The sequence below is a fragment of the Magnetospirillum moscoviense genome (genome assembly GCF_001650635.1).
In the GTDB taxonomy this organism is placed as follows: Bacteria; Pseudomonadota; Alphaproteobacteria; order Rhodospirillales; family Magnetospirillaceae; genus Magnetospirillum; species Magnetospirillum moscoviense.
Window position 1 is genome coordinate 61819 of record NZ_LWQU01000185.1, and the last position, 24444, is coordinate 86262.

Below are 24444 nucleotides of genomic sequence, written 5' to 3' on the forward strand. Positions count from 1 at the left end.
ATATAGTGGGGCCCGACGGCTTTGTGCGAGGGGGGCGATGTCGGACGCGGTTATGGACCTTGTGGGCGAGGCTGGATCCGCCCTGAAATCGGGCGACCATCGCCAGGCCGCCGCCATCCTCGACCCGCTGCTGGCCTTGGTACCAAACCATGCCGACGCCAACGCTCTGGGTGGCATCGTCAGCTTGTTGCACGGTCGGGCGAGCGAGGCGGCGCAACGCTTGGCCCTTGCCTTCGACGGGCTGGAAACTCTGTCCGGCCAGGTGGTGCTTTCCTATGCGGCGGCATTGGCCGCCTTGGACTTGACCCCGAAGGCCGACGAGATTTTGGCCGCCTATCCCTATCCCCAGGCCGCCAAGTCGTTGCTGGATGTCGCAGACAACCTCGTGCGCGAGGGGCGCCGGATCGAAGCCTTGGGAATTCTGCGCTTTATCGCCGGGCTGGACGATCCGTGGCTGGATGATCCGGCCCATGCATTTGCCTTGGCGGTCCGTCTGGTGGCCTTGTCGGATTCCGATGCCGCCCGACTGGTGGTGGACCGGTATTTGGCCGGACCGGACCGTCGTTTCGAGGCCTTGGCCATTCGAGCGGGAATCGACGTCCTGGCCGGCGAGTTGGACACGGCCGCGGCCGCCATGGAGCAGCTTCGTCGCCATCGTTCCGACCTGGCCGAAGACCCCCGTCTTCCCGCCAAGCTGCACCAACTGCACGAAGGCTGGGGCTCCGAGGGGCGCGACGGCGGCGCCAACTCGTTCGGTACCGACCATTTCGTCGCCCTGCCGCGCTCGGATCTGTTGATCGGGCGGGGCGAGGAAGCCACCGGCTGGCGGGCCGCCCGTCAGATCGTCGTCTACCATGTCAGCGAGTCCGGGGGCACCAGCCTGGTCGGTGCCCTCGACAAGCTGAACGGCGGACGTTACCGCGCTTGCGTCACCAGGGCCGAGGCCGACCAGTTCGCCGCCTTGGATGATGCCCAACGTCACGACATTTCCCTGGTCCACTGGCATCTTCCCCTGCCGATCCGTCCGCTGGTTTCGTCGTCGGCCCGCATCGTCTCGATGGTGCGCGATCCGGTCCAGCGGGTGGTCAGCCACTATTATTGGCAGGCCCGGCATCGCGGCCAGGGAGTGCCATGGGTGTCGGACCAGATCGAGGCCGGGATGTCCTTGCGCGACTGGGTGGATTGGCTGGCCGATCGCGAGGTGGATGCGCTGAGCAATTGGATTACCGCCCTCGAGCCGCCCCGCGCCGATCCACAAAGTGCGGCCGGCCTGCTGGAGGCCGCCGACCGCCATATCGATTTCCTGGGCATCACCGAATTCTTCGACGAATCGCTGTTCATCCTGGCCGCGCTGTTAGGAGCCGACCGCGTCCCCAAATGGGAGCGGGCGGCGACGGGCGGGCCGCCCAAGCTGAGCGACCTCGACCCCGCGATCATCCGCCGGATCGAGACGATCACCGAGGCCGATCGCGAATTCTTCCACGCCTGCCGGTCACGCTTCCTCGAGCGTTATGGCGACATGGTCGAGTTCCATCAAAGGCATATCGGGTCGCTGGAAATGCGCCGGGCTTGATCAGGACGACAGCGCCGCCGACAGCCGGGCCAGGTCGTCGCGGTCGGACGGGGCGTCCCACACGTTGCAATCGGCGCAGATGTCCATTTCGGCCTTGCGTCCGTCGGCATGCAGGGCGCGGCGGGCCTGCATCACCTCGGATTGCCAGCATTCGGCGATGGAATGGCCGGTCAGGTCGCCGCTGGGATATTTGCCGTTATAATCGACATTGCACAGCGACACCTTGCCGTCGGCGAAGATGGCCATCAACGACCATAGGGCGATGCAGGGCAGATGCGGCTCGTGGGTCGAGGCGATCGGGGTGAAGCCTGGAAGCTGGCCGCCCCAATTGTGGTAATTGTGGAAGCTGACCCGGTCGGTCGCCGCCAATTGGTCGCGCCAGAACCGTTCGAAGGACGGCCATTCGTCGGCATTGCCGTGCTGGCGGACCATGCGCACCCAGATGCGGGTGGATGGCCGAAGACGGTCGCGCAGCGCGATGAAGGCCCGCGCGTTTTCCAAGACCTCCTCGAACACCAGGCCTCGGCGGATCGATTCGTAGACCTGCTTGTTCAGGCTGTCGATGGACAGCAGCACGCTATCCAGGCCGGCTTCCAGGATCGCCCGGCCGCGTTTCTCGTCCAGCAGGCTGGCGTTGGTGCTGATCTCGACCTGGCGCACGCCCTTGTCCTTCATCAGGGCGATGCGCGGGGCCAGCTTCTTGTCCAGCAGCGGCTCGCCGTCGCGGTACAGGCTGACCTTCCTGACCGTCGCCCTGTGCTCGCCGATTTCGTCGGCGATCTTGGCGAACAGATCGTCCTTCATGGTCGGCGCGTGGCGGTTCCAGTCCTCGATGGTACACATCGGGCAGCGGGCGTTGCAGGCGTTGACCGTCTCGATCTCGAAATAGCGCGGGAAGCGCAGCAGATCCTCCAGCCGCTCGCCGGGGCTGATGCGGCCGACCAGATAATCCTCGATGGCGCGGGCTGTCACCGGCGGTACTCCCACAGACGCTCGATCACGATATCGACATTAGCCAGCGGCTGGGCCGGTCCCGACGGCAGCACAAGGATGGTCTCGGACTGGCCGGTGGCATGGGGGACCGGGCCTGGGCAGTCCAGGTGCGGCGCCCGGTTCAGCGGCGGATGGACGCGTCGCGCCTGAATGCCGGCCTTTGCCAGATGGGCGATCACCGCGACCGGGTTTGCGGTCTGGGCCTCGGTCCACAGGGGCACCTCGCCTTCGTCCAGGCGGATCGGGCAAACCTGGATGTCGGGATGGCCGGCCAGTCCTTCGCTATAGCGGCGATGGATGGCGCTGACATGGGCGACCCGTTCGTCGGCCACCTGCAACTGGGCCAGTCCGACCGCGGCGGCCAGATCGGTGAACTTGAAGTTCATTCCCGGCCGGGCATAGGTCTCCCAGTCGCCATCGGCCTTGACGCCGTGCAGCTTGGCCAGCTTCAGGCGGGCCAGCACCTCGTCGTCGTCGGTGACCACCATGCCGCCCTGACCGGTGGTCAGCAGCTTGGCCACCCCCAGCGAGAAGCAGCCCATGGTGCCGAAGCCGCCCAGCGCCTTGGCGCCCTGGCGCGACAGCAGGGCCTGGCAGGCATCCTCGATGACGGCGATGCCGCGCGGCTGGGCCAGACGCAAGATCGCATCCATGTCGGCGCCGCGCCCGCCCAGATGCACTGGCACGATGGCCCGGGTCCGGGCGGTCAGCACCCGTTCGACCGCCTGCGGGTCCAGCACCGGGCGGCCCGGCTCGGTGTCGGCCAGCACTACCTTGGCGCCCAGCAGGTGGGCAGCGTGGGCGGTGGCGATCCAGGTGGCGGCCGGCACGATCACCTCGCAGCCGGGGCCGATGCCGGCGGCCAGCATGGCCAGCATCAGTGCCGCCGATCCCGACGGCACCGCCACGGCGTGACGGGTTCCGACCAGCTCAGCGAAGCGTCGTTCGAATTCGGCGGTCAGGGGGCCTTCGCCGACATGGCGGTTGGTCACCGCCTGGGCGAAGTTGGCGATCTCCGTCTCGCCCAGCCGGGTGGCCCAGACGTTGATGCGGTACTCCATCCCCCTAGTCCTTGCCCATGCCCTGACGGTCGTGCAGGTCGCGGTTCCAGCTGCCCAGCTTGTCCAGCACGTTGTAGAAGGTGGTGAAGGGCGACGGCGTGCGGATCAGGAAGCCGTCACGGACGTCCTCGGTGTATCCTTGCGTTTCCACCCAATAATCGCAGTTCTTGCAAAAGCCGGTTTCGTCCCAGCGCCCGGCATTGTGCAGATCGCGCAGCTCGCGGAAACGGGGTGAATTCCACACCGCCCGGACGCCGCCATCCCTGAAGATGTTGCCGACCACGATGTCGGGCTGTTCCGAGGTGACCACGCAAGGGGTGACGTCGCCATTGGCGCGGATGACGATGTCCCTGAACAATTGCTTGCAGGGGATGCGCTCGGGCAGCATGTCGCGATGCAGGGTCGGGTTGATGCGCTCGATATCGGGGCGCAGGTCCTGGATGTAGCCGGTGACGCGGATCAGATCGACGCGGGATTTCCAGAAGTCCAGGAAGGCGGGGATTTCCTGGTAATTGTAGTCGGTCTCGACGAAGGTGACGCCGACGCGCGGCAACGGCTTGGCGCCCCGGACCTTCAGCAACAGCTCGACCTTTTCCACCAGTTTGTCCAGCCGGGTGAAGCCGCGCGCCAGTTTCAGGGTTTCCGGGGTGGCGGCATCGACGCTGATATTGACCGAATCAAAGCCGATATCGACCAGGAAGTGGGCCAGGCTTTCGTCGATCAACAGGCCGTTGGTGTTGAAGGTGCCGGCCAGGCCGCGCTGCTTCACCCGTTCAGCGGCGTGGCGGAAGGTGGTAGCGACCAGCGGCTCGTTGGCGACGTTCAGCGTCACCGACGGGCGCCATTCGGCGATCTCGTCGATCAGGGAATCCACCTGCTGGTGGGTCATCTCGATCTCGGATTTATAATATTCGTGGTAATTGCCGGTCTGCTTCTTTTCGAGCGCATGATGCCGGCAATGGGGGCAGCTGAGATTGCACTGGTTGGTCAGCTCGATACGGACGATCGTCGGGTGGTCAACGCTTTCCAACTGCATCTCAGGCTTCTCCTGATTCAAAGGACGCCCCATTCTTGAGGAACCATCAATCTAGCAGGCGATGGTTAAGAATTTCACCGCTTTGCATCCGCCATCCCACCTGTGACATAGTGACTGATCCGCCCCGGACAAAGTCCGGTGTCACCCGCGAACCCAGAAAAGGTTGCCGCCCGTGGATGAACAGCTTTACCGCCTGCGCACCAGCTGCCGGGTCTGCGACGCCCCCGATCCGGTGATCGTGGCGCCCTTGGCGCCGATGGCCGCCGCCACCCCCACCTTCAGCCTGCCCGGCACCGACAAGACCCATCCGGCCTTCACGCAGCCGGTGCCGCTGGCCCTGGCCTTGTGCCGCCAATGCGGCATGGTCCAGGTGCCGGCCATCGTCAGCGCCGATCTCAACTACCGCAACTACGCCTATCGCACCACCAACTCGCTGGGCCTGCCCGAGCATTTCCGTGCCCATGCGCGCGAGACCATCGACCGCATCCGCCCGCGCCCCGGCTCGCTGGTGATGGAATTCGGCTCGAACGACGGCACCTTGCTGGCCGCCTTCGCCGAACAGGGCCACCCGGTGCTGGGCATCGACCCGGCCCGCGCCATCGCCGAAGCCGCCAGCCGGCGCGGCGTGCCGACCCTGGCCGATTTCTTCGGCGAGGCGCTGGCCGTCAAGCTGCTGGCCAGCCATGGCCCGGCGGCGATCTTGCTGGCCAACAACGTCATCGCCAATATCGACGACCTGCACGACGTCGCCCGCGGAATCGCCACCATCCTGGCCCCGGACGGGGTGTTCGTGTTCGAAACCCAGTACGGCCCCGACGTGATCGAGCGGCTGCTGCTGGACACCGTCTATCACGAGCACCAATCCTATTTCGCGCTGACGCCTTTGTCGGTGTTGTTCGCCCGCCATGGGCTGGAGGTGATCGACGTCGCCGCCATCTGGACCAAGGGCGGCTCGATCCGGGTCACCGTGCAGCGCCAGGGCGGGCCGCGGCGGATGGAATCCTCGGTGCCGGCGATGCTGGCCGACGAAGCGCGGCGCGGCATCAAGAACCCTGCCTTCTTCGCCGCCTTCAACCACCGGATCAAGGCGACCGCCGCTGCCCTGCACGCCGAAATCGACCGGGTGCGGGCGATGGGCGGCGGGGTGGCCGGCTATGGCGTCTCGGTCGGCACCTGCACCTTGCTGGCCCAGTTCGATCTGGCGGGCAAGATCGACTTCCTGGTCGATGACGACGTCAACAAGGACCCGGAACTGGTCGGCCCCGGTTATCGTTTGGCGGTGCTGCCGCCCACGGCGCTGATCGAGCGGCGCCCCGGCCTGACATTGGTGTTCGCCTGGCGCTACGCCGATCCGATCGTGGTGGCCAATCAGGCCTATCTGGAAGCGGGCGGCGCCTTCCTGGTGTGCCTGCCCGAACCCCGCCTGATCACGGGCGCGTCATGACCATCCTGATCGTCGGCGGCGACAGCGCCATCGGGCGGGCGGTGGTGGCCGAACTGGACGGGCGCGGCTGCCCGGTGGCGGCCACCTCGCGCCGGGCCGGCCGCCATCCGTCGCTGGACCTGGCGAAGTCGCCCGCGACCTGGGAGGTGCCGGACGCGAGTGCGGCCCTGGTGGCGGCCGGCATCGGCTCGCTGGCGGCATGCGAGGCCGACGAGGACCAGGCCCGCGCCGTCAATGTCACGGCGGTTGCGGCGCTGGCCCAGCGGGTGCCCTTCGTGCTGGTGCTATCGACGACCCAGGTATTCGCGGGCGACCGGCCCCATTATCCCGCCGACACCCCGGTCTGTCCGGCCAACGCCTATGGCCGCGTCAAGGCCGAGGCCGAGAGGGTGGCGCTGGCGGCCGGCGGCGCGGTGCTGCGTCTGGGCAAGGTCCTGTCGCCCCATCTGCCGCTGGTCAAGGATTTCGTCGCCACCTTGCAGGCCGGCGGCACGGTCGAGGCCTTCGCCGACATGGTGCTGGCCCCGGTCACCCTGGAGCAGGTGGCCGCCCTGGCCGCCGACATCCTGGTCGGGGGCCTGTCCGGGATTCACCAATTGTCGGGCGATCAGGACATCTCCTACGCCGACATGGCCCGGCTGATGGCCGATAGCATCGGCAGTGGGCAGGTTCGCGAAACTTCCGCCGCTGCGCGGGTGCCGGCCCACTTCATCCAGGCCCACGCGACCCTGGCCGCAACCGGCGGGTGGACCGCGCCGTCCTCGGTCGAGGCGGTGCGCATGGTGCTGGCGCAAACCCTTTCTTTACCGGGCGAATGATCCCATATGGGTCTGGTGCGGAGAAGTCGTGATGGAAGTCTATTCCCAGCTGAAGTTCCTGCGCTTTCGCGACCGCCTGGACGCCGTCGCCGAGGGGCGGGTGCCGGCGCCGGTTCATGTCCGTATCAAGCCGATCAATCGCTGCAACCATGATTGCTGGTATTGCGCCTATCGCAATTCGAACCTGCATCTGGGCGAGGACATGGATGAGAAAGACACCATCCCGACGCCCAAGCTGTTCGAGATCGCCGACGACATCGTCGCCATGGGGGTGAAGGCGGTGACCTTCTCGGGCGGCGGCGAGCCGTTGCTGCACAAGGCCCTGCCCGAGACCATCGACCGGCTGGCCCAAGGCGGGGTGTCGGTGGCGACCCTGACCAACGGCGTCAACCTGAAGGGTCGCGTGGCCGAGGCGCTGGCCCGCCACGCCACCTGGGTCCGGGTGTCGATCGATGCCTGGGACAACGAATCCTATACCGCGTCCCGTTCGGCCCGGCCGGGCGATTTCGACCGGGTGATGGACAATATGCGGGCCTTCAAGGCCTCGGGGACCAAATGCGTGCTGGGCGTCAGCCTGATCATCGATCAGGTCAACCACACCCATGTCGCCGAACTGGCGGCCCGCTTCAAGGAATTGGGCGCCGACCACGTCAAGCTGGCCGGGGCCGTCACCGCCAACGACGCCGCCGAACACAATGCCTATCACGAACGCTTCGCCGCCGAGACCGCCCGCCAGATCGCCCAAGCGCAGCACCTGGCCGACGATCGCTTCCAGGTGCTGAACCATGTCCACCGCATGGCCGAAAGCTTCGACAAGCCCTATCATTCCTGCCCGTTCGTCCGTTTCCTGACGGTGATCGGCGCCGATCAGACGGTCTATCTGTGCCAGGACAAGGCCTATACCCAGTCGGGCAAGCTGGGGTCCATCAAGGATCGGAGCTTCAAGGATTTCTGGTTCTCGGACGACAACAAGCGGGCGCTGGAGGCCGTCGATCCGTCGGTCCATTGCCGCCATCATTGCGTCGCCCATGGCAAGAACCTGGCGCTGGTCGATTACATGTCGCAGGACCTGGGGCACACGGTGTTCGTCTGATGGCCGAATTCAACTTCATCCAGAAGCTGCACAGCAGCACCAAGCGCGATTACGTCGCCCGCGTCGTCGAGGCCGACAAGGCCGAATGCGCGAGGGTGGCCCAGCAATGGGGCCAGGATTACTGGGACGGCGAGCGCCGCTTCGGCTATGGCGGCTATCGCTATGACGGACGCTGGCGCCCGGTGGCCGAGGAACTGGCCCGCCATCTGAAGCTGAAGCCGGGCATGCGGCTGTTGGATGTCGGCTGCGGCAAGGGCTTTTTGTTGTACGAATTCACCCAGGTGGTGCCGGGGCTGGTGGTCGCCGGGCTGGACATCAGTGCCTATGCCATCGACAACGCCAAGCCGGAAATCAAGCCGTTCTTAAGTGTCGGCGATGCTGCCAGCCTGCCTTACGGCGACGGTGAATTCGACGCGGTGGTGTCGCTGGGCTGCCTGCATAATCTTAACCTGCCCGATCTGTGGCGGGCGGTGGGCGAATTGCAGCGGGTCTGTCCGGGAACAGCCAAATACGTCATGGTCGAATCCTTCCGCGACGAGCGCGAGAAGGCCAACCTTTTGTACTGGCAGCTGACCTGCCGGTCGTTCCACGACCCGCAATCATGGGCCTGGCTGTTCGGCCAGGCCGGCTATGGCGGCGATTGGGGTTTCATCTTTTTCGAATAGCCTGGGTGATGCTGGCGGCGATGCCCTCCGGCTGCAGCCCGAACCGTTCCAGCAACGCGTCCTGCGAGCCGTATTGGTGGACGAAGGAATCGGGCAGGGCCAGACGCAAGGTCGGCGGCACCGGCCCGGAAGCGGCCAGTGCATCCAGCACCGCTGCGCCCAGACCGCCGATGCGCGAATGTTCCTCGACGCTGACCACCAGTCGTTTTCCTTGGGCCAGCGCCACCGTTTGCTCGCCGTCGAACGGCTTGACGGTGTGGGCGTGCAGCACGGCGCAGCCGATGCCGTCGGCTTCCAGTATTTCGGCCGCCGCCAGGGCGCGCCCGGTCATCACCCCGGTCGAGACCAAAAGCACATCCGAACCCTTGCGCATGGGGATGGCGCGACCGATGGCGAAGCCGTTTTCCTCCTTCGAGATCACCGGATCGCCGCCCTTGCCCAGGCGGATGTAAAGGGGGCCGGGCCACGACAGGCTGGCCTGCATCAGGCGGACCATTTCGTCGGCATCGGAGCACGCCACCACCGCCATGCCGGGCAGGGCGGAAAACAGCGCCAGATCGTCGATGGCGGTGTGGGTCGGCCCCAGCGGCGCATAGACCAGCCCGCCGCCATTGCCGACCAGTCGCACCGGAAGATCGTGCAGGCAGACGTCGATGGCGACCTGTTCGTAACAGCGCCGGGTCAGGAAGGTGGCGATGGTGTGGACGAAGGGCATCAGCCCGTCCATGGCCATGCCGGCGGCCATGCCGATCAGGTTGGCCTCGGCGATGCCTTCGATGATGAAGCGGTCGGGCACGTCCTTGGCCATCTGCTTCAAGGTGCCGGCCGACGGGTCGGAACCCACATAGACCACTCGGGAATCGGTCAGCGCCAGCCGGTGGATCATGTCCAGACAGGTCTTGCGCATCACATTCCTCCCAGCTCGGCGATGATGGCGGCGGTCTCGGCCTCGGTCAGCTTGCGCTTGTGGTGCCAGTCGGCCACGCCCTCCGCCAGGCTCAGGCCCTTGCCCTTGACGGTGTGGGCGATCACCAGGCTGGGCTGGCCCGCCGCCACCGGCAGGGCGCCCAGCACCCGCTTCAGGTCGGCGGGGTCGTGGCCGTCGGCCTGGGCGACGGCGAAGCCGAAGGCCCGCCATTTGTCGGCCAGCGGTTCCAGCGGCTGGACCTGCTCGACCGGGCCATAGGATTGCAGCTTGTTGTAGTCGATGATGGCGACCAGATTGTCCAGGCCGTGCTTGGCGGCACTCATCGCTGCCTCCCACACCGAGCCCTCGTTGGTCTCGCCGTCGCCCATCACCACGAACACCCGGCTGGGACGCTTCTGGATGCGGGCCGCCAGCGCCATGCCCAGGCCGATCGACAGGCCGTGCCCCAGCGCCCCGGTCGAGGCCTCGATGCCCGGCAGGAGGCCATGTTCGGGATGGCCGGGCAGGCGGGAATCGACGGCGCAGAAGGTGGCGATTTCCGAGGTCGGGAAGAACCCCTTGTCGGCCAGGATGGCGTACAGGGCCAGCACGCCGTGGCCCTTGGACAGGATGCAGCGGTCGCGGTCGGGGTCGTCGGGACGTTTCGGGTCGATGCGCAGGATGTCGTCATACAGCACGCGCAGGATCTCGATCAGCGACATGGTGGCGCCGAAATGGATGCCGGCGGATTTGATGGCGCTGATCGCCAGGCGGCGCAGATGGCGCGAGCGGTCGTCAAGCGGGGGCGAGGTCATGGGCATCTTCCAACCAGGACAGCAGGGAACGGGACTTTTCCAATTGCCGGGTTTCCGCCGCGCGGGCCTCGGCCGAGCCTGCGACCAGGCCGCGGCGGGCGCGGCGGTCGGGGCGGAATTCGTTCAACAGGATCAGGCACCAGATCAGCCCGAACAGCGGAATCATCGCCTCTAATCGCAGGGCCAGGCCAGGTTCGTCGGGCAAGGCCGCCAGCATCAGGTCCTTCAGGCGGTCGCGCTCGGGCGCCGAAAAGGCCGATCCGGGATGCAGCATGGTGTCGGCGATGGCCTTTTCCGGGCCGTCCCAGCCGAAATATTCGAAGTCCAGGAAGACCAGACCCGATGGCGTTGCCAGCATGTTGTGCCGGCCGAAATCCGACGGGCTGAGCACACGGGTCGACGGTGTGGTGAAGCCCGTGCGCAGCCGTGCCCTTGCGCGGGCGAAGGCGCGGTCGGCACTTCCCCGGATGTCGGCCAGATGGCCGGCCAGCGGGGGAATGTCGGCCAGCGGCGCCAGCCGCTCGGCGAACTGGCGCTCGGCTTGTTCGGCGGTGAAGACCGGGGTCGAGCCTTCGCGCAGATCGGTCGCCTCGCCGCGCAAGGCCTGCAGGCGGGCGAACAGGGCGCCCATGGCGGCCACGCCATCATCGGCCGGTTCCAGCGGGCGGCCGTCGATCCAGGTGTACAGGGCCGCATGCCGGGCCGGGTCGGCCGCCACCGGCTGGGGCACCGGCAAGCCGTGGCCGGCCAGGAACGAGAGCGCCTGCCATTCCTGGCCCAGGCGATCGCGCGGGTCCTCGGCCTGGGGCGGATAGGATTTGAGCGCCAGCCGTTCGGTCCCGGCATCGATGGCGAAGATGCGGTTGTTGCCGCCCCGGCCCACCGCTTGGGCCGCATTCACCGGCCGGCCCAGCAGGCCAGCCGCCAATTCCCGCGCTTGGGTAACGTTCATGTCAGCACCCGTGCGCTGACCTTGGCCCAATCGTCTAGCAAGATGGCGCGGGTGGCGGCGGGGAAATCGGGATCGTCCAGCAGTTCGGCCAGGTCGTCGATGAAGATCGCCGGGGCCAGCGCGCGGATGCGGGCCAGCTTGGCGGCGCGGTCATCCTCGAAATGGATGTCGTCGCGGGCGAAGCCCAGCCGCGAGAAATAGCCCTGCCGTTCCAGCCAGCCCAATGCCGCCTGGCGCAGATCGGTACCGGTCGGGTCGAAATGGCCGGTGCGGGTCTTGTGGCTGACGATCACCAGATCGTGGCCCAGGGCGCGCGCCCGCACGATGAAATCGCAAGACCCTGGCATCGCTTCGGCCAGATCGATGCGCGGGCCATAGACCTGGCCCTGCAGGCGCTGCCAGTCGGTCTCGCCGCCGGGCCTGGCCCGCAGGGCGGCGCGGATATCCGCCTTGGTCCCGGTGAAATCGGTCGCGACCAACCCCATCTCGGCGGCGACGGCCAGGAAGGCTTGGTCGTAGCCGATCAGGGTGTTGTCGAGGTCCAGGCCGATCAGCACCTTCTTTCCTTCTAGGCCAGCTTGGTCTGCTGCATCAGCTTGATGTTGAAGTAGACCGGATTGTCCATGGGGTCGGGCACCCGGCCGGCGGCAAAGGCCGCCGCCAGGTCGCGCACCGCGTCGGAAATGGTGTGGCGGGGGATGAAGCCCAACTCGGTCTTCATCTTTTCCGATGACACATGATAGGACCGGTTGTCGTTGGTCGGCACCACCTCGATGTCGATGGGCTTGCCCAGCGCGTCGCGCACCATGTGGGCGATCTCGAGCACCGTGAAGTTTTCCCAGCCGGCGTTGAAGGTCTTGCCGTCCCAGCGCTCGGGCTCGACCGCCAGCATGTGCAGGTACAGATCGACCATGTCGTCGACATGGATGTTGGGCCGCTTCTGGCCGCCGCCGAACACGGTGATCTTGCCCTTGTTCAAGGCGTGGTTGGTCAGGATGTTGACGGTCAGGTCGAGGCGCAGGCGCGGCGCATAGCCGCACACGGTCGCCGGCCGAATGATGCCGACATGGAAGCCTGGCGCCCGCTCGGCCAGCAATTCATCCTCGCACAGGGCCTTGTACCTGGAATAATCGGTCAGCGGCTCGCGCAGCAGATCCTCGGTGACCTCGGCCTCGTCCTTGATGCCGTAGACCGACGAGGACGAGGCATAGATGAAGCGCCCGACGCCGGCCTGCTTGGCCGCCTTGACCAACGGCAGGAAGGCACCGTGGTTGATGGACCGGCCCAGATCGGGATCCAGGTCATAGGACGGATCGTTCGAGATGCAGGCCAGGTGGATGACGGTGTCGCAGCCGGCGACGGCCCGGGCCACCACCTTGGAATCGCGCAGGTCGCCCTTGACCTCGATCAGGTTGGGGCCGCGCAAGGATTGGAACAGATCGGGCAGATACAGGTAAAGGTCCAGCACGGTGACCTTGTAGCCGGCGGCCAGAAGCTTCGGCACCAGGGCGCTGCCGACATAGCCGGCGCCGCCGGTGACCAGGATATGTTGCGGACGGGCCATCGATTGCTTCCTTACTTCAACAGGCGTTCGACGAACTTGATCAGCTCGATGCGGCCGACCGAGCGGCGGTGGCCGACGATGCCGACCTTGATGGCGCCGACGGCGTTGCCGACGAAGCCGACCAGTTCCATCGGCCCGCCCACCGCCACCAGCGGCGAGGTCACCGCCAGGAAGGCGTCGCCGGCGCCCACGGTGTCCAAGGCGCGCTTGGTGAAGGCGGGAACGCGGTTGATCTTCTTGCCCTTGGCCCAGGTGGCGGCGCCTTCGTGGCCCATGGTCACGGTGATGCGGTTGCAATCGATCCGGGCCGGCAGGTGTTTGCTCAAGATGGTGGCGATATCGCTGTAGCGGTCGCCGGTCGCCAGCTTGGCCTCGGGGGCGTCGATGCAGACATAATCGGCCTTGGGATAGCGGGTGACCAGATTGAAGCCGGTATTGGCGCTGTTGGTCTGGGTATTGACCGCCAGGAAGCGGGCATTGTCCACCAGGGCCTTGATGACCGGAGCGGTGATCATGCCGTGGCCGAAATCGGTGACGATGACCAGGTCGTATTTGGGCGCGCGGTTGGCGATGACGCGCACCAGTTCGGCTTCCTGGCGCCCGGACGACGGGGTGTCGTCCATGTAATAGACCTCGAACAGCTTGCGCATGCCGTTGTCGATGAACCGGCACTTGCGGGTGGTCGGTGCGCCGTCGCGATGAAGGGCGGTCAGGGTGACGTTGGGCAGAAGCGACTCGCGGATCAGCTGTTCGTGGCTGTCGGCGCGGCCCAGCACGGTGACCACCTCGACCTCGGCGCAGAAATTGGCGACATGGTTGGCTGCGGCGATCGAGCCGCCGGCGAATTGCTCGCTGTCGCGGTGAAGGGTGGCGATCATGTTTTCCTTGGGCGACTTGCCCAGGGCGTTGACGTACTGGTAATCGTCGATGATGGCGTCGCCGACCACCAGGACCTTCAATCCTTGGGCGCGGTCCAGCATCTGACGGACCTGGGCCAGGCCGTCGCGCTGGCGCAGCCCGGCCAGGTAATCCTTGAGCGCCGGGTCATAGACATCCAGGTAATTGTTGATCAGGGACGAGGACGAGAACACCAGCTCGTTGGTGAAGACGACACGGCCGCCATGGTCTTCGACCGCCCGGCGTTCCGACACGATCTTGCCGGTGACGTCGGTCTCTGAATCCTTGTAGTCCGAGCCCTTGACGTAGACGCCGGGTTTGATGGCGTGGATCACGGACTCGGCCGAGGCGGCGTAATTGATGCCGACATAATCCACATGGGCCAGCGCCGCCAGCATCTCGGCGCGCTGGTGCTCGCCGAACACCGGGCGGCCGGGGCCCTTGTTGACGAAGGAATCGGCGGTGATGGTGACCATCAGCACGTCGCCCTCGCGCCGGGCAGCTTCCAGGTGGCGGACATGGCCCAGATGCAACAGGTCGAACACCCCGTGGCACAACACCACCGTACGGCCGTCGCGGCGCAGATGCTCGGCGACGGTCGCCAACTGGGCCAGGTTGTGGACCTTGCCGCCGTCGGGGTGACGGTGCGAGGGGGTGACGGTTTCAGTCATGGCGCGCGTTGGTATCCCTTTCTTGGGTGCGGCCTGGCGCCGCTTTCTGCCGATCAGGATTCCCGCACAATGGTTAAGGCTTCGCTTATGGCCCCGACGCGACCACTGGCGGATAGGCCACCGCCGGCCGGCCGGCATAAAAGGCGGCGGCGTCGTTGAGCAGGCGGTGGCGGACCAGCATGTCGGCCAGGGCGACGCGGTGGCCGGGATCAAGGGGCTGGGCCTGGTGGGCGCGATGGAACATCGCCGACGCCTCCTTCGACAACCCCAGTCCGGCCAGGGCGTGGCCGATGGCCGAAATCGCCTGGGCGCTGGGGGGCGCCGCCAGATGGTGCTCGATGTCGGCCAGCGTGGCGTCGAGCCTTTCCAGGAAATCCTCCAGCGGCTGTTCCTCCCAGCCGGGACCCGACGGGATCAGGCGGCCGAAATGGACGGCGGCGGCCTGATCCATGCGGCGCCGGGAATAGAAGATATCGGCCACCGCCGCCCGGGCGGCGCGGTTGTCCGGTTCCAGCGCCAGCCAGCGGGTCAGGCAATGGGCGGCGGCCGCCTTGGCGCCGATCTGGCCCTGGCTGCGCGATTCAAGGTGCGCCAGCATGGTGCCGATATTGTTCCACAGCGCAGGCCGCTTGGGGTCGAGCCGGCAACTGGCCCGAAAGGCGGCGATGGCGCGGCGCAGCCTGACCAATTGCGGCGGCGACATCACGGCGACGTCCTGGAAAACCAGGCCTGACGCGGTCAGTTCGGCCGCCAAAAGGTCGGATTGGATGACCGGGTCGTCAGGCCGGGACAGGGCCAATCGATGAAAGATCGCGGCGGCATTGGTCCAATCCTGGCGGCGGGCCAGCAGGTCGGCGGCGCGCCGCATCAGCTCGGCCAGTTCGGGCATGTCGATGTCGTGGCTGGTCAGCACCGCTGCTGCTGCGGCGGCGACCTCGTCGGTGGGGGGCAGGCCGGCCAGGAGGGTCAGCGCGCCCGGGGCATCGCCGGTCCGCCAGCGCGCCTCGGCCAGGGCCAGCGCGATCTGTGGGCGGGCGGGGTCAAGAATGGCGGCTTCGGACAGTGCCGCGAAGGCCGCCATGCCGTCGCCCAGGTGCAGGCACACCCGGCCCAGAGCCAGCCACACATCGGGCGAATCGGGGTTCTCGTCGGCCAATTCGGCCAGCAACGCCCGCGCCTCGGCCGGGCGGCCGTCCTTCCAGGCGGCCAGCGCGGACTCGAACAGGGGCGAGGTGTCGGTGGGCATCGGCGGAAGTCTCCCAGGTCAGGCGATGGACCCGACTGACCGGGGGGCAAGGGTAGATGGCAATTGGTAGACAAGTTGTTAAGGAAGGGCCGCCACAATCGAGCGCGTCACCATGGGGCGGCGCCGGGATGCAGTTCAATTTCTACCTGAAAAATCACCACGTCACCGGGCTGGCCAGCCTGGAGGATATCATCGGGCCGATTTCCGCCGGCCTGGTCGAGGGCGGTCATCAGGTGCAGTTCGAATACACGCAGTTGCTGCCCCGGCCGTGGGTCAACGTGATGTTCGAGTATTTTCCCGATACCGGCCTGATCGACGAACTGGCGGCGGCCCGAGCCGAGTATGGATCGGACCTGATCCTCGGCCTGATCGGCACCGAGGACCTGTCCGACACCATCTCGATGGGCGACAAGGGTGATCAGCGGCGGCTGGACAACATGCGCCGGGTCATGGGGGTGTTCGACTTCATCTGGTCGATCGTGCCGGTCGATGATTACGCCCGGCTGTTTCCCGATTGTCGGCCCGCTTATTTCCTGCCCTTCGGCCATTGCCCGTCGCTGGAGCAAGAGCCCGTCCTGCACCAGGGCATCGACGTCATGCTGTACGGCAAGCTGAACGGCTGGCGGGCGCCGGTGGTGCAGACCCTGCTGGAAGCCGGTGCCCGGGTGCAGGCGACCTTCGGCGACATGCCGGAATTCATCCGCCGCAATATGCTGGGGCGATCGAAGATGGTGCTGGACATGCGCCGGGGCGACGTCGTGCGCTACATGTCGCCGTCGCGCATCTGCGCCGCCTTGCAGTGCCGGACCCTGGTGGTGGCGGAAACCTTTGACGTCAGCCTGCTGTCCAGCCTTTATCGCTACGTGGTTCCCGCCGATTATGGCGACCTGGCGGCGACGTGCCTTGCGCTGATGGCCGACGATTCGGCCCGGCGGGCGCGGACGGACGAACTTTTCGCTCGCTTCAAGGCGGAAACCTCGATGCGGGCCAATCTTGAAGCGTTGCTGCCGACGATACCGGCATAACCGTAGGACGGATGGCGGGTGATGAATTTGGAAGCGGAACTGCAGGCCGGGATCTTAGCCCATTCCGAGGGGCGGCTGGGCGACGCCGCACGGTGCTATCGCCGGGTGCTCGAGGCCGATTCCAACAATGCCGACGCCCTGCATCTGATGGGGGTGCTGTCCCTGATGGGCGGCGAGGCGGCCTTTGCCGAAAGCCTGGCCCGCCAGGCCATCGCGGCAGCGCCCGATTGGTTCGCGCCCCATGTCGGGCTGGGCAACGCGCTTCAGGCCCAGGGCCGGCTGGAAGAGGCCGCCGCCTGTTTCCAGACGGGCGTGAGCCTGCATCCGCAAAGCGCCGAGGCCTACAGCAACCTGTCCAGCTGCCTGTGCGCGCTGGGGCGTGCCGACCAGGCCGCCGACGCCGCGGTCAACGCCATCGTCATCGACGGCGCCATGGCCGAGGCCCACAACAATTTCGGTAACGCCCTGGCCGCGCTGGGCAGCCCGTCCGAGGCGGCCGAGGCCTATTTCAAGGCCATCGCCCTCAAGCCCGACTATTCCGATGCCTGGTACAATCTGGCCAACGCCCAGATGGCGGCCGGCGAGTTGGACGAGGCGGTCAAGCTTTACCGGCGGGCCATCGAGCTCAGCCCGGCTCCGATAAAATATTACAATCTTGGCAACGCCTTGCTGGCGGCCGGCCGGCCGGCCGAGGCGATCGACGCCTTCCGCACCGTGCTCGAGCTTGAACCCGGCTTCGTCGCCGCTGCCGTCAACCTGTCCAGCGCCTACAAGGATCTTGAGCGCCTGGACGAAGCCGCTTCGATCTTGCGCGAATACCAGGTCCGCGCCCCCGACGCGCCCGACCTGCATTGGAACCTGGCCCTGGTGTCGTTGCAGGCTGGCCAATGGGCCGACGGCTGGCGGGAGTATGAGTGGCGCTGGAAGATGCCGACCTTCGCGCCGTTCGTGCGCGATCTTGGCCGCCCGTTGTGGCAAGGCGAGGATCTGGCCGGCCGCTCGATCCTGGTGCATGCCGAGCAAGGTTTCGGCGACGCCATCGAATTCTGCCGCTTCCTGCCCCTTCTGGCCGATCGCGGCGCCCGGGTGGTGTTCGAATGCCGGGCCGGGCTTACCCGTCTGATGTCGGCCCTGGATTCCCGGATCGAGGTGGTGGCCCTGGGCCATCCCCTGCCGGAGACCGATTACTATCTTCCGATGATGAGCCTGGTCCATGCCCTGGGGCCCTCGATCGATCAGGTGGGCCGGGCCGGCCCCTATCTGTCGGCCCCGGCCGGTTCCGCCGATTTCTCCGACATCGCCGGTCAGGCCGGGCTGAAGGTCGGCATCGTCTGGGCCGGCGGCGAAAGCCGGCGCGACAACCGGGTCCGCTCGTGCCGCGCCATCGATATGGCGCCGTTGGCCGCCATCGCCGAATGCCGCCTGTTCTCGCTGCAAGTCGGGCCTCAGGCGGGGCAGGCCGCCGAATTGGGAGACGGCGTCACCGACCTTTCCCCGCGCTTGGCCGATTTTGCCGACACTGCCGCCGCCATCGCCGCGCTGGATCTGGTGATTTCGGTCGATACCGGCGTCGTGCACCTGGCCGGCGCCATGGCCAAGCCGGTCTGGGTGCTGCTGTCGAAGCCCAGTAACGGCTTTCTGTGGATGCAGGAGCGGAGTGATTCCCCTTGGTATCCGTCGGCTCGTCTGTTCCGCCAAACGCAAAGCGGTGATTGGTCTGAACTGATGGAGCGGGTTGAGCGCGAGATCATATCGAGATATTTGTCCGCACGTTCATAGTATATAACTATGCCGCCCGCCACGATGACTTGACCGTTCTGTTTATAGCGCAGTATCTTTGCGATCATATGGGCGATGTTCTGATTTGAATATTGCGCTCGACCGCGCCGCGCAGCGGTTTATGAATTGTTAAGGTTTTCGCGCCTTGGCGGGCCCTTGAGGGGTGCTTGAAACCCGAGTCGAAAAGCCGTTGCGGGCGGGAATGGGATGCGTTATAGTTTTAAGTAACCGAGCAGAGAGCTGCTGCGGTTCTCTGCTCGAGTGACCCGGCAAAGCTGGGCCCGAGCTCTCAAGGCGAATAGCTAATCCAGAAAGGATTGTGCCATGGCTGATAACGTTACACTCTCCAGCTCCATCCGTACCAATCTGTTGACCCTGCAAAAGACCGGTGATCTGGTCAACAGGACCAACAACCGCCTGTCCACCGGCCTGCGCGTTGCGTCCGCCGTTGACGACGCGGTCAACTACTTCCAGGGCAAGTCCCTTTCCGACCGCGCGGCCGACTTGACGTCCCGCAAGGAAGGTATCGATCAGGGCATCAGCAGCCTCAAGTCCGCCATCGGCGGTCTCGAAGCGGTTGAAAAGCTGCTGGTGCAGATGAAGGGTGTGTTGCTCAGCGCGAAGTCCTCGACCGCCGCCGAGCGTGTCGATCTGGCCTCGCAGTTCAATACCCTGGCGACCCAGCTGACCGCGCTGTCGAACGACGCTTCGTTCCAGGGCCTCAACCTGATCAACGCGACCGGCGCCAACCTGAAGGTGCAGTTCTCGGAAAAGACCTCGGCCATCCTGGACGTTGGTGGTACCGACAACCGCTTCTCGGCGATGGTCGGCTTCACCGCCGCCGGTGCCACGGTGATCGCTACCGCGGTGACCGGTCTGACCTCCGGTTGGTCGGCGATCTCGGCGAGCGTGTCGCTGTTCGACAACATCATCGAAAAGATGGACAGCGCGGTGACCACCGTGCGTTCGAACGGCAAGACCCTGGGTACCAACGTCGCCCTGCTCCAGACCCGTCTGGACTTCACCAAGGCGTATGTGAATACCCTGAAGGAAGGCGCGGACAAGCTGACCCTGGCCGACCTGAACGAAGAAGGTGCCAACCTGGTGTCGCTGCAGACTCGTCAGCAGCTCGGCATCCAGGCGCTGTCCTTCGCCGGTCAGCAGGACCAAGGTATCCTGAGGCTCTTCGGCTAATCTAACCGAAGTAGTCGTTAGGTCTAGGATTGGCGGAAGAAGGCTTGTTGTCTTCTTCCGCCTTTTCCTTTTCTGGCGCTATTGCGCTTTCACAAACCGTTAATTCATTGGTGGTATCACGGAGTCCAGAGACGCGCAGGGCACGTGCGCCAAGGAGGAATGATGAGCTATCCGCCAAACCAAGGCCGCTATTCCAATATTCCGGCGCCGGGAAATCCCCGCCTGACCGAGGCATGGGCTTTGACCGAAGCGGCGCGCCGGATCGCCGACTCTCAGCGCCCCGACGCCGAGCCAGGCGCCTTTCTGGCGGCGATTCGTCTGAATTGGCGGTTGTGGACCATTTTTCAGGCCGAGCTGACCTCGCCCAACACCGAAGTCCCGATGGACTTGCGCATGAACATGCTGTCCTTGTGCAATTTCGTCGATAAGACCACCGTCGATATCATCGCCGACCCGGTGCCGGCCAAGGCCGAGATTCTGATCACCATCAATCGTAACATCGCCGCCGGTTTGTTCACCACGCCCGCCGATCAGCCCGCTTCAAGCGAGAACCCGCCTGCCGCCCCGGCGGGAAGTGCCGATTTCAGCGCCTGATCGTTCTTTCCTGAAAGTGGAGAGTTTCATGGTTGCCCACGACATTCTGGCGCAGGCCGCCGCCGCGCTTGACCGCTCCGATCTCGAAGAAGCGCTCAACATCGCCGAGCGCAACCTGCGGATTCAGGAAAATCAGGTGGATGCGGTTTGCGTCATGGCGGCCGTCGCCTATCGCCAGGATGATTGGGCCCGGTCGCTGCTGTTGCTCGAACGGGTCGCCGAGCAGCCGAATGTGCCGAGCGACATCGACGAAGTGCTGGCGGTTCTGAATTGCCTGGTCGGCCGCCTGACTGACGCGCTGTTCCATGCCAAGGTTGCGTCGACCCGCAAGGTCGGCAACGTTCTAGAGCGTCTGTTCGGTCCGGAATTCCCGAAATTCGCCGACGCCTTCGCCAATATCGGCGAACGCCCGTTGCTGCGCCGCGCCAAGCTGGCGCTGCGCAACGGAATGCGTCCGGCTGCCCGCAACCTGGTCGAACAGCATCTGTCGATCACCAACAACGACATCGATGCGCTGGATTTCCTGTCGGCGCTGCTCGAGGAAGACGGCGCCCACGAGGAAGCCATCGGCGTGCTGCGCAGTGTCCAGACCCTGGGCGGCCAGTCGGCGACCTTGCTGTCGCGGCTGGCGCGCAGCCTGATGGCCACCGGCGAGCGCGACGCCGCGCTGGCGTGTAACGATTTGGCGATGGCGCGGGCGCCGTCGTCGATCGCCATTCACGCGGCCGCGCTCGAAGCGTGGGAGCACCATCCCCACGCCGAAGGCCGTCGTCACCAGGCTTGCCTGGAATCCTGGCGCAAGTTGGTGATGGCCAAGATCCCCAAGGTCGTGCGGCCCTTGCCGCCATTGGCTGCCGGGGGGCGGCGGACCGTCGGCTATCTGTGTTCGAACGTCGCCGACGAAGCGGTTCGCTTCATGATCGGGCGGATCGCCGCGCGCCATGACCGTGCTCGCTTCAACGTCATCGGCTTCGGGTCCGGCGATTTGGCCGACAATGCCAACCTGGCCTTCCGCAATTCCTTCCTGCGCTGGCGCGAAATCAGCCAGTTGGATGAGCTGACCCTGGCGGCGCTGGTGCGCGGCGAAGGTGTCGATATCCTGATCGATTGCGACGGCTTGGCGGCGCCGGCCCATCACGGCCTTTACGTTCGTAACGCCGCCCGCGCCCAATTGTCTTGGCTGAACATGCCGACCGGCGAGATGCTGCCCGGTGCGCACGGGACGCTGGCCGGTTCCAGCCTGCCCATGGGGCCTTATCTGTTGAACGCCGAGCGGGCCATTACCGCCGGCCTGCCGGCAGCTGCCAACGATGGCACTGTGACCTTCGGCGCCGACGTGTCGCTGGCGGACTTCAATCCCGACGTTGCCCTGGCCTGGAGCCTGGTGCTGCAGGCCAACCCCAACGCGCTTCTGGCGTTGCGTGACGATGGACATTTCTCGCAGCCCACACACACGGCAAATCTGGTCGAGTTGTTCGGCAATTTCGGCGTCGCCCACCGCATCGACATCATTTCCTCCACCTCGGCCGAGTTCTGGAGCCAGGTCGACGTCGCCCTGGCGCCGTTCCCGTCGCTTCCGGTCTTCACCTATGGCGAGGCCCTGGGGGCCGGCATTCCTGTGGTGACCATGGATACCGGTCGGGCCGCCAGCCTCGCCGCCTCGGTGCGTGCCACCGGCCACGGCGAAACAATGGTGGCCGGCGACGTCAACCAGTATGTGGACCTGGCGGGCCGCTGGGCGTCGGACCTTGACCGTCTGGCCAACCATCGCCGCATCGGGGCCGCGGCCATCGTTGCTTCGGCGCCATTCGACGTCGATGCTTTCGTGCGCGGTCTCGAGGCCCATCTCGACGGGCTGTTCGCCGAGCAGCCTGTCGGCTAAAAGGGGGCAGGAATGCCGGTGGGTGATCGTTACGCCGCCAATGTCGCTTTTCTGGGCGAGAACTATCCGGATCTCGCCCGCCGGCTGACCGGCAACACCGGGCCGATCCGGCCGATCTTTACGGATGGCGTTCCTACAGACATCCAGATCGTCGATCAGCGCCTTTATAACGGTGACGCCCGCGACATCGTGGTCACCCAGGTGCAGTCCTTCCTGGCAAAGCCCGCCCGAGTCGGCTATGACGCCAATTCCTTCAGTTCTGATAGCCTGGTGTCGCGCGCGTCCTATATCAATCTGCGTCGCGCCATGGCCACGCACAGCCTTGACGTCATCCCGGCGGCGCCGGTGGTCCGCTCCGGCTTCATGCTGATCTTCGGCATCGGGCTGGGCTATCACCTCAAGTCGCTGATCGAGGCGGTCGATGTCGAGCATGTGGTCATCGCCGAAGTGGTCGGCGAGTTTCTTGATATGTCGTGTCACGCCATCGACTGGCAGGAAATTCACCAATTGTGTGAAGCGCGCAAGACCACGCTTCATGTGTTCGTAGCCGAGCAGCCCGGGCGTCTGGCGGGCGAGATCGGCGCGCTGATCACCGAAGTCGGAACCGTCTTGCTGGATGGCGTCTATTGCTTCCGCCATTACCCGCTGTGGGCGCTGGACGAAGCCTATCGCCGCACCGTCAACGAATTTCCCCGCCACATCATGGCGCGCGGATATTACGAAGACGAGCGCAAGATGATCCGCAACGCCATCACCAACCTGCACAAGTGCGATTATTACCTGGTCGAGGGCTCGTTCCGCCCCCGCACCGACGTTCCGGCCTTCATCATCGCCTCGGGCCCGTCGGTGGACGAGGCGATCGCCACCGTCAAGGAATGGCGCGACCATGCCGTAGTGTTTTCCTGCGGCTCGTCGCTGCAGATCTGTCTGAAGCACGGCATCATCCCCGATTATCATGTCGAGTTGGAAAACGTCGTCGCGGTGAAGGACTTCCTGGATCACATCCTGGAAAAGAACCGGCACCTTTTCCCCGGCGACAAGTTCGACGGCATCAAGCTGATCTCCTCGGTGACCGTCAATCCCCGGGTGATGGCCTTTTTCGACGAGGCCTATTTCTTCTTCCGCGACAGCTCGGTCTCGACCAAATGTCTGGCCGAGGGTATCCCGATCATGTCGGCGGTGGGTCCGAACGTCTCGAACACGGCGGTCGCGGTGGCGGCCCGGCTGGGTTTCGGCGAGATGTATTTCTTCGGCTTCGATTGCGGCTGGCGCGATGCCAAAACGCATCATTCCAAGGACACCGCCTATTACACCGCGGAAAAGCACAAGGTCGAGGAGGCGAAGGCCACCATCACGGTGCCGGGCAATTTCGGCGGCGAGGTGGAAACCGACACCACCCTGGATTGGAGCCGCGACATGATCGAGCAGAAGCTGCGGGGCTTCTCGATCAAGGCGTTCAATTGCTCGGATGGTGCCCTGATCGAAGGCGCCCTTCCACTGGTGCCCGAGGGGCTGGCGCTTAAGGGGCCGGTCCTCGATCGTGCGGCGATCTTGGCCTCGATTCGGGACAATTCCCGCTTATTTAAGGCCGGCGAGTTCCTTCAGCGCTTCGACATGGCCGATTTCGTGGCCGAGGTGGACGCGTTCAGCGAGGCGATCCTGGCGCTGATCGACCGCGCCAAGGCCGAAAAGATGAGCTTCATGGCGTTCCATGGCCTGGTGTGGCCGTTGGTGCGCGACCTGCACAAAAGCCCGGACTACCGGCATATCGGCTCGATGTTCGCCTGCTCGACCATGGCGATGATGAAGTTGGCCTGCTTCTTCCTCAACCGGGTCGAGGACCCGGCGACCCGCGAAGCGGTCACGCTGCAATTCTACGACGACTTCAAGGCCCTGCACGAAGAGATGCTGGTCGATGGCCGTCAGGTGATGGAAGAAGCCCGCATCATGGTTGAAGGCGGCCCCGAGCCGGAATGGACCAAGGGCCTGCAGACCGTCGAGGGCACGACCTACTAGAATCTGGCTGAGTTTGGTGGACTCGGATTTTCCTGTCGTCACCCTTGGGCTTGACCCGAGGGTCCATGGATGGCCGGGTCAAGCCCACTGCTGTCCGGTTTAATTTAGTGGACTGAGTGCACGGCGTTGATTCTACTCGTGTTCAGACGTTTGGCGCGTCTCCTGGACACGAATTGGAGCAACACCGTGCGGCATCAGAATAGCGTTTTTCATGACTTG

General features: G+C 65.4%; 21 protein-coding genes. 11 read left to right on the forward strand and 10 right to left on the reverse strand.

Annotated features, from left to right (window positions below; translation table 11 throughout):
* The first annotated feature begins 37 nt into the window (after positions 1-37).
* Positions 38-1573 carry a sulfotransferase family protein gene (locus A6A05_RS17820; RefSeq protein WP_156521132.1) on the forward strand — a complete coding sequence of 512 codons (1536 nt, stop codon included), beginning with the start codon at positions 38-40 and terminating at the stop codon, positions 1571-1573.
* On the opposite strand, the gene A6A05_RS17825 is transcribed toward A6A05_RS17820, so the two are convergent.
* From A6A05_RS17825 to A6A05_RS17835, 3 genes are read right to left on the reverse strand one after another with little or no spacing between them, the layout of a single operon-like run.
* Positions 1574-2545, reverse strand: coding sequence for a radical SAM/SPASM domain-containing protein (locus A6A05_RS17825; protein WP_082911049.1), 972 nt, complete (start codon positions 2543-2545; stop codon positions 1574-1576). It abuts the gene before it with no gap.
* A complete protein-coding gene (locus tag A6A05_RS17830) occupies positions 2542-3627 on the reverse strand; it encodes a DegT/DnrJ/EryC1/StrS family aminotransferase (protein ID WP_068504185.1) in 1086 nt (361 codons plus the stop codon). The genes A6A05_RS17825 and A6A05_RS17830 overlap by 4 nt, the downstream gene beginning before the upstream one ends.
* 4 nt (positions 3628-3631) lie before the next feature.
* The gene (locus tag A6A05_RS17835) at positions 3632-4663 is read right to left on the reverse strand and encodes a radical SAM/SPASM domain-containing protein (RefSeq protein ID WP_172822314.1); all 1032 of its coding nucleotides are present in this window, start codon (positions 4661-4663) and stop codon (positions 3632-3634) included.
* 172 nt (positions 4664-4835) lie between these two features.
* On the opposite strand from A6A05_RS17835, the gene A6A05_RS17840 reads away from it, so the two are divergent.
* Genes A6A05_RS17840 through A6A05_RS17855 form a run of 4 tightly spaced genes read left to right on the forward strand, consistent with a single transcriptional unit; the run spans position 4836 to position 8683 of the window.
* The gene (locus A6A05_RS17840) at positions 4836-6107 is read left to right on the forward strand and encodes a class I SAM-dependent methyltransferase (protein WP_068504189.1); all 1272 of its coding nucleotides are present in this window, start codon (positions 4836-4838) and stop codon (positions 6105-6107) included.
* Positions 6104-6925 carry a sugar nucleotide-binding protein gene (locus A6A05_RS17845; protein ID WP_068504191.1) on the forward strand — a complete coding sequence of 274 codons (822 nt, stop codon included), beginning with the start codon at positions 6104-6106 and terminating at the stop codon, positions 6923-6925. Before A6A05_RS17840 ends, A6A05_RS17845 begins: the two co-directional genes overlap by 4 nt.
* 31 nt (positions 6926-6956) lie before the next feature.
* Positions 6957-8018 carry a radical SAM/SPASM domain-containing protein gene (locus tag A6A05_RS17850; protein ID WP_068504195.1) on the forward strand — a complete coding sequence of 354 codons (1062 nt, stop codon included), beginning with the start codon at positions 6957-6959 and terminating at the stop codon, positions 8016-8018.
* Positions 8018-8683, forward strand: a complete 666-nt coding sequence (locus A6A05_RS17855) for a class I SAM-dependent methyltransferase (protein ID WP_068504197.1) — start codon at positions 8018-8020, stop codon at positions 8681-8683. The genes A6A05_RS17850 and A6A05_RS17855 overlap by 1 nt, the downstream gene beginning before the upstream one ends.
* On the opposite strand, the gene A6A05_RS17860 is transcribed toward A6A05_RS17855, so the two are convergent.
* From A6A05_RS17860 to A6A05_RS17890, 7 genes are all read right to left on the reverse strand, one after another.
* Positions 8667-9590: a transketolase family protein gene (locus tag A6A05_RS17860; RefSeq protein ID WP_068504199.1), complete on the reverse strand. Its 924-nt coding sequence runs from the start codon at positions 9588-9590 to the stop codon at positions 8667-8669. The genes A6A05_RS17855 and A6A05_RS17860 overlap by 17 nt on opposite strands.
* Positions 9590-10405: a transketolase gene (locus tag A6A05_RS17865; RefSeq protein WP_068504230.1), complete on the reverse strand. Its 816-nt coding sequence runs from the start codon at positions 10403-10405 to the stop codon at positions 9590-9592. Before A6A05_RS17865 ends, A6A05_RS17860 begins: the two co-directional genes overlap by 1 nt.
* The gene (locus A6A05_RS17870; RefSeq protein WP_068504201.1) at positions 10386-11357 is read right to left on the reverse strand and encodes an aminoglycoside phosphotransferase/kinase family protein; all 972 of its coding nucleotides are present in this window, start codon (positions 11355-11357) and stop codon (positions 10386-10388) included. Before A6A05_RS17870 ends, A6A05_RS17865 begins: the two co-directional genes overlap by 20 nt.
* Positions 11354-11914, reverse strand: a complete 561-nt coding sequence (locus A6A05_RS17875) for a hypothetical protein (RefSeq protein WP_068504203.1) — start codon at positions 11912-11914, stop codon at positions 11354-11356. The genes A6A05_RS17870 and A6A05_RS17875 overlap by 4 nt, the downstream gene beginning before the upstream one ends.
* Before the next feature lie 11 nt (positions 11915-11925).
* A complete protein-coding gene (locus tag A6A05_RS17880) occupies positions 11926-12921 on the reverse strand; it encodes an NAD-dependent epimerase/dehydratase family protein (protein WP_068504205.1) in 996 nt (331 codons plus the stop codon).
* A gap of 11 nt (positions 12922-12932) precedes the next feature.
* Positions 12933-14489: a PfkB family carbohydrate kinase gene (locus A6A05_RS17885; RefSeq protein WP_068504207.1), complete on the reverse strand. Its 1557-nt coding sequence runs from the start codon at positions 14487-14489 to the stop codon at positions 12933-12935.
* Positions 14490-14574: 85 nt separating this feature from the next.
* Positions 14575-15735 (reverse strand): tetratricopeptide repeat protein, encoded by a 1161-nt coding sequence (locus A6A05_RS17890; RefSeq protein WP_068504209.1) that lies wholly within the window; start codon positions 15733-15735, stop codon positions 14575-14577.
* A 128-nt stretch (positions 15736-15863) separates the two neighbouring features.
* Here A6A05_RS17890 and A6A05_RS17895 point away from each other — a divergent pair, with 128 nt between their 5' ends.
* From A6A05_RS17895 to A6A05_RS17920, 6 genes are all read left to right on the forward strand, one after another.
* Positions 15864-16760, forward strand: a complete 897-nt coding sequence (locus A6A05_RS17895) for a hypothetical protein (RefSeq protein WP_068504210.1) — start codon at positions 15864-15866, stop codon at positions 16758-16760.
* Positions 16761-16781: 21 nt separating this feature from the next.
* Positions 16782-18539 (forward strand): tetratricopeptide repeat protein, encoded by a 1758-nt coding sequence (locus A6A05_RS17900; RefSeq protein ID WP_068504211.1) that lies wholly within the window; start codon positions 16782-16784, stop codon positions 18537-18539.
* Between the two features lie 324 nt (positions 18540-18863).
* Positions 18864-19733: a flagellin gene (locus A6A05_RS17905; protein ID WP_068504212.1), complete on the forward strand. Its 870-nt coding sequence runs from the start codon at positions 18864-18866 to the stop codon at positions 19731-19733.
* Positions 19734-19895: 162 nt separating this feature from the next.
* Positions 19896-20327: a flagellar biosynthesis regulator FlaF gene (locus A6A05_RS17910; RefSeq protein WP_172822315.1), complete on the forward strand. Its 432-nt coding sequence runs from the start codon at positions 19896-19898 to the stop codon at positions 20325-20327.
* 28 nt (positions 20328-20355) lie between these two features.
* Entirely contained in the window at positions 20356-22209 is a 1854-nt protein-coding gene (locus tag A6A05_RS17915) for a tetratricopeptide repeat protein (protein WP_068504215.1), read from the forward strand.
* A gap of 12 nt (positions 22210-22221) precedes the next feature.
* Positions 22222-24225 carry a motility associated factor glycosyltransferase family protein gene (locus A6A05_RS17920; RefSeq protein WP_068504216.1) on the forward strand — a complete coding sequence of 668 codons (2004 nt, stop codon included), beginning with the start codon at positions 22222-22224 and terminating at the stop codon, positions 24223-24225.
* Positions 24226-24444: the final 219 nt, after the last annotated feature.